General features: G+C 39.9%; 14 protein-coding genes. 11 read left to right on the top strand and 3 right to left on the bottom strand.

Annotated features, from left to right (window positions below; translation table 11 throughout):
• Positions 1-481 precede the first annotated feature (481 nt).
• The 9 genes from infA to FC093_RS18260 all read left to right on the top strand — a co-directional run bounded on the left by infA (position 482) and on the right by FC093_RS18260 (position 7,053).
• Positions 482-700 carry a translation initiation factor IF-1 gene (gene infA, locus FC093_RS18300; RefSeq protein WP_137263254.1) on the top strand — a complete coding sequence of 73 codons (219 nt, stop codon included), beginning with the start codon at positions 482-484 and terminating at the stop codon, positions 698-700.
• Positions 701-745: 45 nt separating this feature from the next.
• Complete coding sequence (gene ykgO, locus FC093_RS18295; protein ID WP_046369371.1) at positions 746-862, top strand: type B 50S ribosomal protein L36; 117 nt, start codon at positions 746-748, stop codon at positions 860-862.
• 115 nt (positions 863-977) lie between these two features.
• Positions 978-1,358, top strand: coding sequence for a 30S ribosomal protein S13 (rpsM, locus tag FC093_RS18290; RefSeq protein ID WP_137263253.1), 381 nt, complete (start codon positions 978-980; stop codon positions 1,356-1,358).
• 163 nt (positions 1,359-1,521) lie between these two features.
• Positions 1,522-1,926: a 30S ribosomal protein S11 gene (gene rpsK, locus FC093_RS18285; protein ID WP_137263252.1), complete on the top strand. Its 405-nt coding sequence runs from the start codon at positions 1,522-1,524 to the stop codon at positions 1,924-1,926.
• Positions 1,927-2,084: 158 nt separating this feature from the next.
• Entirely contained in the window at positions 2,085-2,690 is a 606-nt protein-coding gene (gene rpsD, locus FC093_RS18280; protein ID WP_137263251.1) for a 30S ribosomal protein S4, read from the top strand.
• Positions 2,691-2,823: 133 nt separating this feature from the next.
• Positions 2,824-3,825: a DNA-directed RNA polymerase subunit alpha gene (locus tag FC093_RS18275; protein ID WP_137263250.1), complete on the top strand. Its 1,002-nt coding sequence runs from the start codon at positions 2,824-2,826 to the stop codon at positions 3,823-3,825.
• A gap of 165 nt (positions 3,826-3,990) precedes the next feature.
• A complete protein-coding gene (rplQ, locus tag FC093_RS24680) occupies positions 3,991-4,557 on the top strand; it encodes a 50S ribosomal protein L17 (protein ID WP_137263249.1) in 567 nt (188 codons plus the stop codon).
• Between the two features lie 293 nt (positions 4,558-4,850).
• A complete protein-coding gene (gene carA / locus FC093_RS18265; protein WP_137263248.1) occupies positions 4,851-5,978 on the top strand; it encodes a glutamine-hydrolyzing carbamoyl-phosphate synthase small subunit in 1,128 nt (375 codons plus the stop codon).
• 82 nt (positions 5,979-6,060) lie between these two features.
• Positions 6,061-7,053: a transglutaminase domain-containing protein gene (locus tag FC093_RS18260; RefSeq protein WP_170971147.1), complete on the top strand. Its 993-nt coding sequence runs from the start codon at positions 6,061-6,063 to the stop codon at positions 7,051-7,053.
• A gap of 15 nt (positions 7,054-7,068) precedes the next feature.
• Here FC093_RS18260 and FC093_RS18255 read toward each other — a convergent pair whose 3' ends face one another.
• Together FC093_RS18255 and FC093_RS24275 are read right to left on the bottom strand one after the other, a co-directional pair.
• Positions 7,069-9,306 carry a sensor histidine kinase gene (locus tag FC093_RS18255; protein ID WP_137263246.1) on the bottom strand — a complete coding sequence of 746 codons (2,238 nt, stop codon included), beginning with the start codon at positions 9,304-9,306 and terminating at the stop codon, positions 7,069-7,071.
• Between the two features lie 76 nt (positions 9,307-9,382).
• Entirely contained in the window at positions 9,383-11,398 is a 2,016-nt protein-coding gene (locus FC093_RS24275) for a sensor histidine kinase (RefSeq protein WP_240743360.1), read from the bottom strand.
• Between the two features lie 433 nt (positions 11,399-11,831).
• Between FC093_RS24275 and aroQ the strand changes: the two genes are divergently transcribed.
• On the top strand, positions 11,832-12,251 hold the full coding sequence (gene aroQ / locus FC093_RS18245) for a type II 3-dehydroquinate dehydratase (RefSeq protein ID WP_137263245.1): 420 nt from the start codon (positions 11,832-11,834) through the stop codon (positions 12,249-12,251).
• Here aroQ and FC093_RS18240 read toward each other — a convergent pair.
• Positions 12,245-12,865 carry a hypothetical protein gene (locus tag FC093_RS18240; RefSeq protein WP_137263244.1) on the bottom strand — a complete coding sequence of 207 codons (621 nt, stop codon included), beginning with the start codon at positions 12,863-12,865 and terminating at the stop codon, positions 12,245-12,247. The two genes, aroQ and FC093_RS18240, sit on opposite strands and share 7 nt — an antisense overlap.
• A gap of 308 nt (positions 12,866-13,173) precedes the next feature.
• Here FC093_RS18240 and FC093_RS18235 point away from each other — a divergent pair, with 308 nt between their 5' ends.
• Positions 13,174-13,593, top strand: coding sequence for a DoxX family protein (locus tag FC093_RS18235; protein ID WP_137263243.1), 420 nt, complete (start codon positions 13,174-13,176; stop codon positions 13,591-13,593).
• Positions 13,594-13,596 lie beyond the last annotated feature (3 nt).

Genomic DNA, 13,596 nt, shown 5'->3' with positions numbered 1-13,596 from the left:
AGATGAAAATACCATTCAGCACTATGTCAAAGCGCAGGGAGCCGAAAAAGAATATAAAAGGATTCACCAACAGCAGCTAAGGCTGTTTTGATACCTCGTCAGCTTGCTGCGAGGTAGTTCATTTGGCAATAATTGCGGGATGAAGATTTCGATTATGATACCCTGACTCTAACAATCTACTTGACCAGGAATAAAAACATTTTACACCTGTGTATGTATAATTTCAATTAAAATTGCTATATACCTGTAAATCCTGCCTGTTTGGTCAGGTTGCTTTTGGTCTAAAAAATCAAAAGACATATGAAGTTTATGCAGTTATTACACCCTTGAAATCATACTGTCTCTAAACTCAAAAAGGAGGATATATGTTTATGCCTGAGGTGGTTGCAATAGAAAAAAGTATAAGATTATATAAAAGAAAAAGAATTCCTAAAGTTTTCTTTTTTCATCGTAAAGCATTATCTTTGCGCTCCCAAAAATTATGTCTAAACAACCGCTGATTAAACAAGATGGTGTAATTATAGAAGCGTTGAGCAATGCCATGTTCCGCGTAAAATTAGAGAACGGGCACGAAATACTGGCAACTATTTCTGGTAAAATGCGAATGCACTATATAAGAATATTGCCCGGCGATAAAGTAGGCGTGGAAATGAGTCCGTATGATTTATCAAGAGGTAGAATTATATTCAGGTATAAATAATTATTAATACACATATATCGCTGCAAAGCGACAAAACATAAGGATATGAAAGTAAGAGCATCTATTAAAAAGCGCAGCGCTGATTGCAAAATTGTTCGTCGCAAAGGCAAGCTGTATGTGATTAACAAAAAGAATCCCCGCTACAAGCAGCGCCAGGGATAGAAAGCCCCCGGCCCCCTAAAGGGGAGTTTTGGAGGAAACTAAAATTATATTTCATCAATTTAAATAAACATGCTTCTATTCCCCTTTAGGGGGTTAGTGGCTTCAAAATTGAACTATGGCTCGTATTGCCGGTGTAGATTTACCAAAAAACAAAAGAGGCGAAATAGGTCTTACCTATATCTATGGTATCGGACGCTCTACTGCTCAATATATCCTGGATAAAGCAGGAGTAGATTACGATAAAAAAGTAAACCAGTGGAGTGATGAGGATCAAGCTAATATCCGTAACATCATAACCAACGAATTTAAAGTGGAAGGCCAGTTGCGCAGCGAAGTGCAAATGAGCATCAAGCGCTTATTGGATATTGCATGTTACCGTGGTTTACGTCACCGTAAAGGTTTGCCGGTTCGCGGTCAGCGTACGCGCACCAACAGTCGCACCAGAAAAGGTAAACGTAAAACAGTTGCAGGTAAAAAGAAAGCACCTAAGAAATAATTTAACGCCACTGCATTATCCGTGCAGTGGTGTAGTGTATTACCGGGTAAGCGCCGGATGCCAGCATGAATGCTGGAGCAGGGCTTAGCCGGATTTCGCTTTAATAAGCGGAATTTTTTATAAACAGGCCTTAGTACAAGGCAAGATTACCTCGTAAATAATTATGGCAAAAGCACAACAAAACAGCGCAAAAGCCGCTGCGAAAAAAAGAATTGTAAAAGTTGATGCCTACGGCGATGCCCACATCAGCGCTACATTCAACAATGTTATTATCTCTCTTACCAACAAACAAGGACAAGTAATTAGCTGGTCTTCGGCTGGTAAAATGGGTTTTAAAGGCTCTAAAAAGAACACGCCGTATGCAGCACAAATGGCTGCACAGGATGCTGCAAAAGTTGCAATAGATGCAGGCCTGAAAAGAGTAGATGTGTATGTAAAGGGACCGGGTTCTGGTCGTGAAGGTGCTATCCGTGCTTTATCGCAATCTGGTATAGAAATAACCATGATTAAAGACATCACGCCATTGCCACACAATGGCTGTCGTCCGCCAAAACAGAGAAGAGTATAACATTAATATACAATTTAAGATTTACGAAGCAACATCGTCCATCGTAAATCTTAAATTGTATATTATAAATCTTAAATAATTTACATAGGGTGTACAATTCATTTTAGATTTTTATTGATTGTACATCGTCATTAAAAAATCAAAATTTTAGAAACACAATGGCACGTTACAATGGACCTAAAACCAAGATTAGCCGCATATTTGGCGAACCGATCTTAGGTAATGGTAAATGGTTAGGAAAAAACAGTAATCCTCCCGGTCAGCATGGTGCTGCCCGCAAGCGTAAAACATTAGGTGAATACGCACTTCAGTTGAAGGAAAAACAGAAAGCAAAATACACCTACGGTGTATTGGAAAAACAATTCCGCAATACGTTTGAAGAAGCAAACCGCTGGAAAGGTGTAACCGGCGAAAACCTGATCAAATTGCTGGAAGCACGCTTGGATAACACCGTTTTCCGTATGGGTATTGCGCCTTCGCGCCCTGCTGCACGCCAGTTAGTAAGCCACAAGCACGTTACTGTAAATGGCGAAGTGGTAAATATCCCTTCTTATACTTTAAAGCCCGGTGACATCGTAGCTTTAAAGGAAAAAGCACAAGGCAATTCTTCTTTGACTAGCCAGATTCGCGGACGTAATCCAAAATTCACCTGGTTGGATTGGAACGATACTGAAAAGAGAGGCACATTCATTACTTATCCTGAGAGAGAAAGTGTTCCGGAAAACATTAAGGAACAATTGATTGTGGAATTGTACAGCAAGTAATGATGCCCCCGCCCCTAAAGGGGAGCATGGAAACAGCCTGGTTATTTTTAGGGGAAAATGTATAAGTAGTTCGTAAACAATAAACGCTTTAAAGTCCCTTTAGGGATTTAGGGCACAAAATATAGGTTTTAATATGGCTATATTAAACTTTCAGAAGCCTGATAAAATAGTATTGCAGAAAGTAACTGATTTTGAAGGTCAGTTTGAATTTCGCCCGCTGGAGCCCGGTTATGGCTTAACCATTGGCAATGCTTTGCGTAGAGTGTTGCTTTCTTCGCTGGAAGGCTATGCAATTGTTGGTATCAAAATAGAAGGCGTTGACCACGAATTTGCTACCATCAAGGGCGTAACCGAAGATGTTACAGAAATGATCCTGAACTTAAAGCAAGTACGTTTTAAGAAGAGTACCGATCAGGATGTAGCAAGCGAAAAGGTGATTTTAAGCATTAAAAACAGGACCGAATTCACCGCAGGCAACATTGCCGAAGCTACACAAAGCTTTGATGTAATGAACCCTGAACTGGTGATCTGCACTTTGGATAACACCGCCAAACTGGATATTGAACTGACGATTGCAAAAGGTCGTGGTTATGTTCCGGCTGAAGAAAACAAAGTGAAAGATTCCGTATTTGGTTATATACCCATTGACTCTATTCACACGCCCATTAAGAATGTAAAATACGGCGTTGAAAACTACCGCGTAGAACAGCGTACAGACTACGAAAAACTGTTGCTCGAAGTTTCTACTGATGGTACGATCAACCCGGAAGATGCAGTAAAGCAGGCTTCCCGCATTCTTATCCAACACCTGATGATTATTACTGACGAAAACATCACTTTCGACAGTAAAGAGGATAAGAAAGAAGATGTGGTAGATGAACAAGTATTACAACTGCGCAAGGTATTGAAGACACCGTTGGAAGACCTTGATCTTTCTGTACGTGCATTCAACTGCTTAAAAGCCGCAAAAATCAATTCGTTGAGCGAACTGGTACAGTACGAACAGGAAGACCTGATGAAATTCCGCAACTTTGGTCAGAAATCGTTGAGCGAAATTGACCAGGTATTGCACGAAAGAGGTTTGCAGTTTGGTATGGATTTGCACAAATTAGGTTTAGACGATTTAGACAAGTAAAAATAGAAGCAGCCCCCAGCCTCTTAAGGGGAGTTTGGATGCTGCAATTATTAAAAATTAATTTCAAAAATGTAAGTTGCCTCATAGCTCCCCTTTAGGGGTTGGGGGCTGCTTTCCCTTCGCAATTCCCGGCACGGTGCGAAGGAATTTTTAAAACACACAGCCATGCGTCACGGAGACAAAATCAACAATCTAGGCCGTAAAAAGGCACACAGAGATGCGCTGCTGGCCAATCTGGCCAGCCAGCTTATTATGCACAAACGTATTGTAACTACTTTAGCCAAAGCAAAGACGTTGCGTACTTACATTGAGCCGCTGATTACAAAAACAAAGAAAGCCGATAATCCCGCTGTCATCAGCCACCAGCACAGAATCGTGTTTAGTTATTTGCAGGATAAACTGGCAGTAAAAGAATTATTTACTGTAGTGGGTCCCAAAATAGCTGCCCGCCCCGGTGGTTACACACGCATCATTAAATTGGGGATTCGTGTAGGTGATAATGCCGAAAAAGCAATGATTGAACTGGTTGACTTTAATGACATTTACGGAAAAACTGCCGCACAAGGTGCAGAACCTGCAAAACGTACACGTCGCGGTCGTGGTGGTAAAAAAGCTGCTGTTGCAGATCAACAACAACAGCCAACTACCGATCAGCCAGTGGTAACGAACGAAGGTGGTGGAGAACCTGCCACAGATGTAGCTCCTGTAACAGAAGAAAAAGCACCTGAATAAAATGCAAAATTCTTAATAATAATAAGGCAAAATCGTTTTTCGGTTTTGCCTTTTTTGTGACTGGGATTTTATAAGATTATTGGGATGAATGAGATGATGGATTAAAGAGTAAAAACAGCAGCTTTTTTATGAATGTCAGTGCAGCCGCTTTTACCTTCAGGAGGTACAAACGAAAAATAATCGCCCTCAATCCCTCTTACCGGATAAGGGCAGGGGAGGTGTGCAGAACTTTAGAATAATATTTTCAAGAGATAGTTTTTTTTTGCAAAAAATAAAACACGTAAATAATAAAGATGACTAACGTAAGAAAACCTGCAGTTTTAGTTTTAGCAGATGGTTATGTATTACATGGCCAGGCATTTGGTAAAATAGGCACAACTACAGGAGAAATTTGTTTTAATACCGGTATGACTGGCTATCAGGAAGTATTCACCGACCCGAGCTATTATGGACAGGTATTGATTATGAATAGCGTACACGTTGGTAACTATGGTGTGAAGAAGGAAGACATACAAAGTGATACGGTAAAGATAAAAGGACTCATTTGCCGCAACCTCGAAGATCGTTTTTCGCGCTACCAGGCCGAAGGCTCTGTAGAAGAGTATCTGCTGAAAAATAATATAGTGGCAATAGAAGGCATTGATACCAGAGCACTCGTAGCGCACGTGCGCACCAAAGGTGCCATGAACTGTATTATTTCTTCGGAAATACTTGACGTAGAGGAGTTAAAACGTATGTTGGCAGAAGTGCCCGATATGTCGGGGCTGGAACTGGCAAGTATTGTAAGTACCGATAAAGAATATGAAGTAGGCAGCCCGGATGCACCTTATAAAGTTGCCGTAATGGACTATGGAGTTAAGAAAAATATTTTAGCTTGTCTTGCAGAGCGGGGCGCTTATTTGAAGGTTTTCCCTGCAGATACACCAGCAGAAAGACTGAGAGAATTTAACCCTGATGGTTACTTTATTTCCAATGGACCCGGCGACCCGGCTGCTATGCCCTACGCAGTAGAAAACCTGAAGAAAATACTGGATGAAGAAAAACCGGTATTTGGTATTTGCCTTGGCCAACAATTACTGGCTTTAGCCAACGATATTCCTACTTTCAAAATGCACCACGGACACAGAGGTTTGAATCATCCGGTAAAGAATATTATTAGTGGTCAATGTGAGATTACTACCCAAAATCATGGCTTTGGTGTTGACCCCGATGCAGTGCGCAGCCATCCGGATATTGAAGTAACGCATGTAAACCTGAATGATGATAGTATTGAAGGTATCCGTATGAAAAGCAAGCCGGCTTTTAGCGTACAATACCACCCCGAAAGTACGCCGGGTCCGTTTGACAGCCGCTACTTATTTGACGATTTTATGAAGCTGATAGAAGAGCATAAATTGGCTGCAACGGCAGAAGGATATTAGGTAGGCTTTAATTATACAAATATTAGTAAAGCATTTACGCAAAATGGTGTGTAAATGCTTTATTTTTATATAGATGTACAAGATGAAAAACTACGGTTTTTTTATACTGATTATCACGTTATTCCTGTCCTTTTCTGCCCCTGCTCAGTCCTATGATTTACAGGAGACAGAGCAATTTATTCAGGCCCAAAAAATAGAAGTCAGCAGCTCGAAAGATTTAGACGTTTTAGCCCAGAAAATTATTACTCAATACCCCGATTCTTTATCGCGCGTAAAAGCTGCTTATTTGTGGGTAGCAAAAAACATCACTTACAACGAAGAAGGCAACGGTCCGCAGCACTATGCTTCTAATATAGATTCTGTTTTAAAATACAAGACTACAGTTTGTGCAGGTTATGTAAATGTGTTTGTAATGCTTTGCGAAAGGCTGGGCATTACGGCAAAGGAAGTTGATGGCTATGGGAAAACCGGAACACAAGTGTTGCCCAATGATAAATTTACTTCCAATCACTCCTGGGCGGCTGTGTGGCTCAATGGCAAATGGAACTTAACCGATGTAACCTGGGGCAGCGGCTATACGCTGGAAGGCACGCATACGTTCACCCGAAAATCGAATGGCTGGTATTTTTTTACTGAACCGGAAGTATTTATTTTAGACCATTATCCTAAAAAGGGGCAATGGCAATTATTAAAAGATACAGTAAGCTGGGATGATTTTATTTCTTATGCTAATATTGGTTTAGGCGCCAAAGAAAACGATATTAGCAGCTACGCGCCCATGCAGGCAGTCATACATTCCGCAGTTGGTAAGCAAGTTGTTTTTTCTTTTACTACTAAAAAAGATTTGAGCACCATATTGCTTACCAGTAAACAAAAAGGTTTTCAGGAATTAGGTACGCTCGCTAAACGAGGAGATACATACTATTACAGTTATAAAATTCCTTATGATGGACAATATGACTTGCAGATAGATTTGAGTGATGTGGACAGAACCAAGCCGGGGAATTATTCTTCCATGGTTGATTTTAGCTACTTTGTGGTTGCAACAGCGAATAGGGAAGAGGTGAAGCGCTAGGAGAGCACCTGACTTCTAATATCGTAACTCAATTGTAAACTCACTTCCCTCACCTTCTTTACTCTCCACTTTTATTTCTCCGCCATGTGCTTTGATAATGTCATAGCTGAGCGATAAACCAAGTCCGGTTCCCTGTCCGGCTGGTTTAGTGGTGAAGAATGGCTGAAAGATTTTATCTATAATGTTTCTAGAAATGCCAATACCATTATCTTTCACATCTATCTCAACCTTGCTATCAAGCTTTTTTGTACCAACAGAAATCATTGGCTCAAATGTTCCATTTAATTGTCCCTTCTTTTCATTGACTGCATAAAAGGCATTATTCAACAAGTTAAGCAATACCCTGCTGATATCCTGTGGTACAACATTTATCTTACCTACACTCTCATCCAATTCCGTTTTTATCTCTGCATTAAACGCTTTATCCTTAGCTCTCATGCTATGATAACTTAGTCGTAAACATTCATCTACCAAGGCATTCACATCAGTCAACTCTTTTTTACTTGTGCCTGCCCGTGAATGTTGCAACATGCCTTTTACTATAGAGTCTACACGCTTGCCGTGATGAGTGATTTTTTGTAAATTCTCTTTGATATCTTCTGCAATGGCAACAGCTTCTTTCGTATCCCTTTGCTGCAACGCTGTTTCCATCTCATCTATTAACTCGGTATTTACTTCGGAGAAGTTATTGACGAAGTTTAGTGGGTTCTGTATTTCGTGCGCAATACCTGCAGTTAGTTCACCCAAAGACGCCATCTTTTCTTTTTGAATAAGCTGCGCTTGTGTAGATTTTAGTTCCAGGAGCGATTGTTTTAACTCCGCCGTGCGCCTCTCCACCTGCTGCTCCAGTTCTATCTTTTGTTCTTCTATCAGCCGGCTGCGCTCTATCTCTCTTTCTTTTTCCAGCTTTTCTTTTTCCAGTTCTTTCTCAGTAAGTTTCTTTCTCGTTTCATTGTATCTCTTAGTCAATGCTCCCGAAAGACCCACAACCAGCCAAATGGTGGTAATTATCTGTGTATAAGACCAGAAACTTTCAGACTGACTTACGAATACTTTATATTGCTCGGCATTGCGGTGTAAAGCGATATAAAAAAGTTTACTGTTAGAAAATAAATCACCTATCGACCATAACAATACAAAAGGTAGTAATGCAATCAGCAACAGGTTTACTGGCTTATACTTTTTAAGGTACAACTGGACAAGCGTAATACCTATCATATAAGCCGGCAGTTCTAAAGTGATACTTTGCACCAGACTTAAATATACACTTTGATTATAGGATGCATAAGGATTGATGAGCAGGTAAATAAGGAGATAGATGCCTTCGATCCATAAACTGGCGACCAGCCATGTATCTGTACGTGGAATAATTTTCTTGGTATGTAAAAAAATGCGGAGATACTGTACCAAAAATATATTGGCGAAATACCAATAAAAGGGAATACCATAATATGCAATAGCAGGATACTGGGCAACAAACAGGAAATAAAAGCGGTATGCTGACTGAGCCAGGCAAAATGATAGCAGGAACAATACAAAGTACAGATAAGCTCTTTCGCCAGTGATAAAGTAATTGTATGCGTTGTAAATAATAGTAAGAAAGATGATGCCAATGAGCATGGTAATCAAAAAACCTGTGATTGCCTCCTGCTCTTCTACAAATGAAGCAAAATTCTCGTTTAAGAAAGAACCAGCAGATTGCATGTTTACTGTAAAAACATCTGGTTTAGTAAGCCGGAAATCATCGTGCAGCCGCAAATAAATAACTGCCTGCTCTTGTGCTGCGAGCCTTACAGGCAATTGCTGCAACAGCTTCAACCCGGTTCGTTGGCTCCAAGGCACTCCGTTTCCTGTTTTCTCAACCAACCATTGTCCATTGCTTTCCTGCTGATATAGATACAGGTAATCCATATTTACGAGCAGTACACCAAAGTTGTTAGCAACAAAAAGCGTTATATCATGGTTCAACGTATTTTTTATTTGAAAGCGGAGCCAGTATGTATGAATTTGGTAATCTATACCATGAGCGACAGTTTGATTGGGGTGGAATCTATCTGAGAAAGCACCGGCACTCACATCCTCAATGGACAATGTATCACTCCCGTCTTCCAGTAATTGCGTATAAGCTACATGTAATTGAAATGGCGCTCCTTTATCGTTGTTAATCTCAAAAACAGGAGGTAGGGTATCTTGTCCTAAAGAAGCAACTATAAAGAGAAAGGATAACAGGAATAGAGGAATACTTTTTTTCATTAAAGAATTTTGGAGTATAGCTTATGCAAGTTTAGGAAAGGTAAACATTTTACCGGTCCTTTTATATACAAGCAGTTCATGTATCTAAGGTTTTATCTTTTTGCAACTCAATTGTGAACTTACTTCCCTCTCCTTCCTTACTCTCCAATTTTATTTCTCCGCCATGTGCTTTGATAATGTCATAGCTGAGCGATAAGCCAAGTCCGGTTCCCTGTCCGGTTGGTTTAGTGGTGAAGAATGGCTGAAAGATTTTAGTAACGATGTTTTGCGGAATACCATTTCCATTGTCTGTAACTTTTATAATAACACTTCCATTTTCCTTTTTAGTTGTTATTGTTACCATGGGCTCATAAGTTCCATTCAGTTTGCTTTTCTTCTCACTCACTGTATAAAATGCATTATTGAAAAGGTTAAGCAGTACTCTGCCAATATCCTGTGGTACAATATTTATCTTTCCAATACTCTCATCAAAATCGGTTTTAAAATCTGCATTAAAAGACTTGTCTTTGGCTCTTAATCCATGATAAGCCAATCGCAAATATTCCTCAGCCAGGGCATTGATGTTAGTAGGTTGCTTTTCACCTTTTGAGGTGCGGCTGTGTTCGAGCATGCCTTTTACTATCGCATCAGCACGCTTGCCGTGGTGATTTATTTTTTCTTCATTGCATATTACATCGTCCACTATCAATTTTACTTCAGCCAGATCACCTTTATTAAGTTCTTCTTTAATTTCAATCAGCAGCTCTTTGTTTACCTCAGAGAAGTTATTTACAAAATTCAACGGGTTTTGTATCTCATGTGCAATACCTGCGGTCAATTCTCCAAGCGAAGCCATCTTTTCTTTTTGGATGAGTTGTACCTGCGTAGCTTTCAGTTCCTGCAATGATTGTTCTACTTTGAGCTTTTGCTCATCAGTCTCTTCTTTTTGTTTTTGCAGCAATGCATACGCTTTTTGCTTATGGCGATTATGACGAATAAGTATAAAAACAATGAGTAAAAACACCAGTAATGCTGCTATTAATGCATATATCTTAGATCTTGTTTCGTATGACTTTTTTTCATTCTCCAATGCTACAGTTCTCATTTGCTGTTCCAGTTCGGCGCGCTGTACGGCTTTTGTTTTGTTGGCATTGTAAATACTGTCTCTAAGGTTTAGTGTAAGGCTGGTGTATTTGTAAGCGCTGTCAGTATTGTTTTTTTTAGCATAAATATCTTTCAATAAATCCAATGTTTGTAATTTCTCTTCCACAAACGAGTTGATTTTGGAAGCATGCATTACTGCCATGCAGAAATAGAGCGAAGAATCTATGTTGCGGAGTGCATAAAAAGTTTGTGCCAGTCCAAGCTGCGACTTAATGGCTTCCACATTCAGGTAATCTGCATTTTCTGCAAGCCACAAACTGGTATGCAGTTCCTTTAAAGCGGGTTGCAACTGACCTTTCCTGCGGTAAATATTGCCAAGCAATCTATGAGCAACAGTACCGTTATCCATCCTGGTTTTTTCAAGCCCTTTTAAAACAATATGAGCATAGACCAGTGCCGAGTCCAGCATATTTAGCTTGTAATAATCTTCACTAATGATACGACAAATAACCGTATGGTAAAAATCCTGCGCAGCAGTATCTTCGATAGGAGGAGTACTGGCAAAGAAATACTGTAAACTGTTACGATAGTCTTCCAGACTGTTATATAAAAGGCCGGCTGCCTGTAAAAAATACCGTTTTAAAGATGGGTCCTGATAATTATCTACCAGTTTCTGCGCTGTAAACAGTGTTTTAAGTGCTGCAACATCATTGCGCTGCAATCCTTGTGTAATGAATATGTTTGTGTATGCCCTGATACGGATAGCCGGATTATTAAATTGTTTGTTGTAATACAATGCCCTGTTTGCATACAACAACGCACTGTCGTTATCATTAAACAGGTAAAAGTCGGATATAGCAAGTGTGCTGGCCGCTTTGATGCTATCAGGTCTGTTTTCAGTAAGCTGTTGTTTTAAAGAATCAAGTATGGCGCGCTGCTTTACCAGTATTTGAGCAAAGCCTGGGATAACGCAAATCATTAGAAAAACAGCAATAAACAATCGTTTCATAAACATAGCAATAACTTAATGATGATGGGATGCCTGCAGTATCTGTTAAGTGGCGGGTATATTTCCCACCATCGGTAGGTGTTCCACCAATCAGTGATGTATTTAAATGTATGTTTCTTCAATAAGCAACTTCGCTAAACCAATACGCATCTGTTGGTGAGATAGCAACCGGGAGAGCAATACCAGCAGCAAACCCTGTATTCATGTATGTCTCTTTTACAATTTGGCAGAAAAGATACTTGAAATATAAAAACGTCTAACTATGGAGGTCTATTTTGATATTATTATATTCACAATAATGATTATAAATAAAGATTATTTTTCCTTCAGTCCGTCAGAATGAGATCAGAAACCAGTAGTGTAATGAATCCTTCGTACCTGGTTGAAGTTGATACATTGTACTTCCTTCCTCAAAACTACCTAATTTGCACTCATGCAAATTACCATTATCAACGGGCCTAACCTCAACTTACTGGGTACGCGCGAGCCGGGTGTGTACGGCAGCCAGACTTTTGAAGATTATTACAAAGCATTACAGGAACAGTTTCCAAACGTACAGTTCACTTATTTGCAAAGCAATGTAGAAGGGGAGTTGATCAATTTTTTGCAGCAGCAAGGCTTTACATCTGATGGTATTATTTTTAATCCGGGTGGTTATACGCATACTTCTGTTGCCATTGGTGATGCCATTGCTGCTATAACTACGCCGGTAATAGAAGTACACATCAGCAATGTACATGCGCGGGAAGATTTCAGGAAAATTTCGCACGTGTCGGCAAAATGTAAGGGCACCATAAGCGGCTTAGGGCTGAAAGGGTATGCACTGGCAGTTACTTATTTCCTCTATCAATAGCTCGAATCGGGATCGTCATCAGAATTATCGTGGCGGTCACCGCCAAGGCTGTAGTAATTATTTTCTTCGTCTTCTTCACCTATTTCCTCGTTAGCATCATCCAATTCTTCGCCGGCAACGTCTAAGTCACCGCCAACACGTTCCAGTTCGTCGCGCAGGTCACGGCTGTCAAAGTCACTTACAGTTTCTTCGGTAGCTTCAAAGGCAGAGCCGGAAGCTTCCGAAAAGATTTCTTCATCTTCATCCACATCCAGGTCTCTGTTAGGGTCGCCCAGTGCAAGCCAGTCTTCTCTGGTTACATCGGCTTCGGTGCCCATTACAATGCCTGAATCATCTATATCTTCGCCTTGGGTTTCATCCGGACTTACGCTGGTTACTTCCTTTGGGTTTACTGGTTCTTCCAGTTTTTTTTTATCTGCCGGCTCGTTGCGCAGGTTGTCGTGCGTAAGATTTTCTACATTAGCATTCACCCGTTCCGTGTGATTTTGCGGATTCATAATATCTTCTTTTGCAGGGTAATGCGGATAACCCGGAAAATCCTGGTCAATCTTTGGGTCTTTTGTCTGATCTACTTCTGCAGGCGTATTAATAGGATTTGTTTTCTTTTCTTCCATAGTCGAATTTTATATTAATAATGAAAAAGTTATGCCATAAAGAGGAGGAATTTAGATGCTGGCGTACAGATAAGCAGTAATTACAATTATTGCCTGCAAAGAATACCTTTGTAATATAGAGCCATGATTTGAATTTAACATGGCTGGTATTCCTGAAGTGCAGAAAATAGAATTAATCCAAAGCTGAATTCAAATTTTAATATTAATGATTTGCAACCGACTGATAAATTAATAATGTGGAAACCCATAAATAGTTAAAACTTAATTTATTGTATGAGATTTGCAGGTTTCTCTAACACTAAAATAGCATGAAACGAATAATCAGAACGGCTGAAATTCCAACGCTTCTATGTCGCCTCGCAGTTGGATTGATTTTTCTTTCTGAAGGCTTGCAGAAATATATAACTCCTGACCTAACAGGTGTAGGAAGGTTTACTAAAATCGGTTTCAGCAATCCTGCATTTTGGGCATATTTTACCGGCTCGTTTGAAATTGTTTGCGGTATTCTGATTTTGTTAGGATTATTAACGAGGATTGCAGCTATTCCTTTGCTTATAGTAATGATTGTTGCTTTTATTACTACCAAAATTTCTATACTCACAGGCAAAGGCTTTTGGGCATTTGCGCACGAATACAGAACCGACTTTGCCATGACCTTACTATTGATTTACCTGCTGATATATGGCGGCGGCAATAACTCAATAGATAAAAAGCTCACTCGCTCTTAAACT

Source organism: Ilyomonas limi (assembly GCF_005233845.1).
In the GTDB taxonomy this organism is placed as follows: domain Bacteria; phylum Bacteroidota; class Bacteroidia; order Chitinophagales; family Chitinophagaceae; genus Ilyomonas; species Ilyomonas limi.
The sequence above is the reverse complement of the archived record's forward strand: the minus strand, read 5'-3'. Positions and strand labels throughout refer to the sequence as shown.

What these genes read in the sequence shown, in the direction of transcription:
- FC093_RS18275 (WP_137263250.1), top strand. Translation starts at nt 2,824, where the DNA reads ATGGCTATATTAAACTTTCAGAAGCCTGATAAAATAGTATTGCAGAAA.
- ykgO (WP_046369371.1), top strand. Translation starts at nt 746, where the DNA reads ATGAAAGTAAGAGCATCTATTAAAAAGCGCAGCGCTGATTGCAAAATT.
- rpsM (WP_137263253.1), top strand. Translation starts at nt 978, where the DNA reads ATGGCTCGTATTGCCGGTGTAGATTTACCAAAAAACAAAAGAGGCGAA.
- FC093_RS24275 (WP_240743360.1), bottom strand. Translation starts at nt 11,398, where the DNA reads ATGAAACGATTGTTTATTGCTGTTTTTCTAATGATTTGCGTTATCCCA.
- FC093_RS18255 (WP_137263246.1), bottom strand. Translation starts at nt 9,306, where the DNA reads ATGAAAAAAAGTATTCCTCTATTCCTGTTATCCTTTCTCTTTATAGTT.
- rpsD (WP_137263251.1), top strand. Translation starts at nt 2,085, where the DNA reads ATGGCACGTTACAATGGACCTAAAACCAAGATTAGCCGCATATTTGGC.
- carA (WP_137263248.1), top strand. Translation starts at nt 4,851, where the DNA reads ATGACTAACGTAAGAAAACCTGCAGTTTTAGTTTTAGCAGATGGTTAT.
- FC093_RS18260 (WP_170971147.1), top strand. Translation starts at nt 6,061, where the DNA reads ATGAAAAACTACGGTTTTTTTATACTGATTATCACGTTATTCCTGTCC.
- rpsK (WP_137263252.1), top strand. Translation starts at nt 1,522, where the DNA reads ATGGCAAAAGCACAACAAAACAGCGCAAAAGCCGCTGCGAAAAAAAGA.
- rplQ (WP_137263249.1), top strand. Translation starts at nt 3,991, where the DNA reads ATGCGTCACGGAGACAAAATCAACAATCTAGGCCGTAAAAAGGCACAC.
- infA (WP_137263254.1), top strand. Translation starts at nt 482, where the DNA reads ATGTCTAAACAACCGCTGATTAAACAAGATGGTGTAATTATAGAAGCG.
- FC093_RS18240 (WP_137263244.1), bottom strand. Translation starts at nt 12,865, where the DNA reads ATGGAAGAAAAGAAAACAAATCCTATTAATACGCCTGCAGAAGTAGAT.
- FC093_RS18235 (WP_137263243.1), top strand. Translation starts at nt 13,174, where the DNA reads ATGAAACGAATAATCAGAACGGCTGAAATTCCAACGCTTCTATGTCGC.
- aroQ (WP_137263245.1), top strand. Translation starts at nt 11,832, where the DNA reads ATGCAAATTACCATTATCAACGGGCCTAACCTCAACTTACTGGGTACG.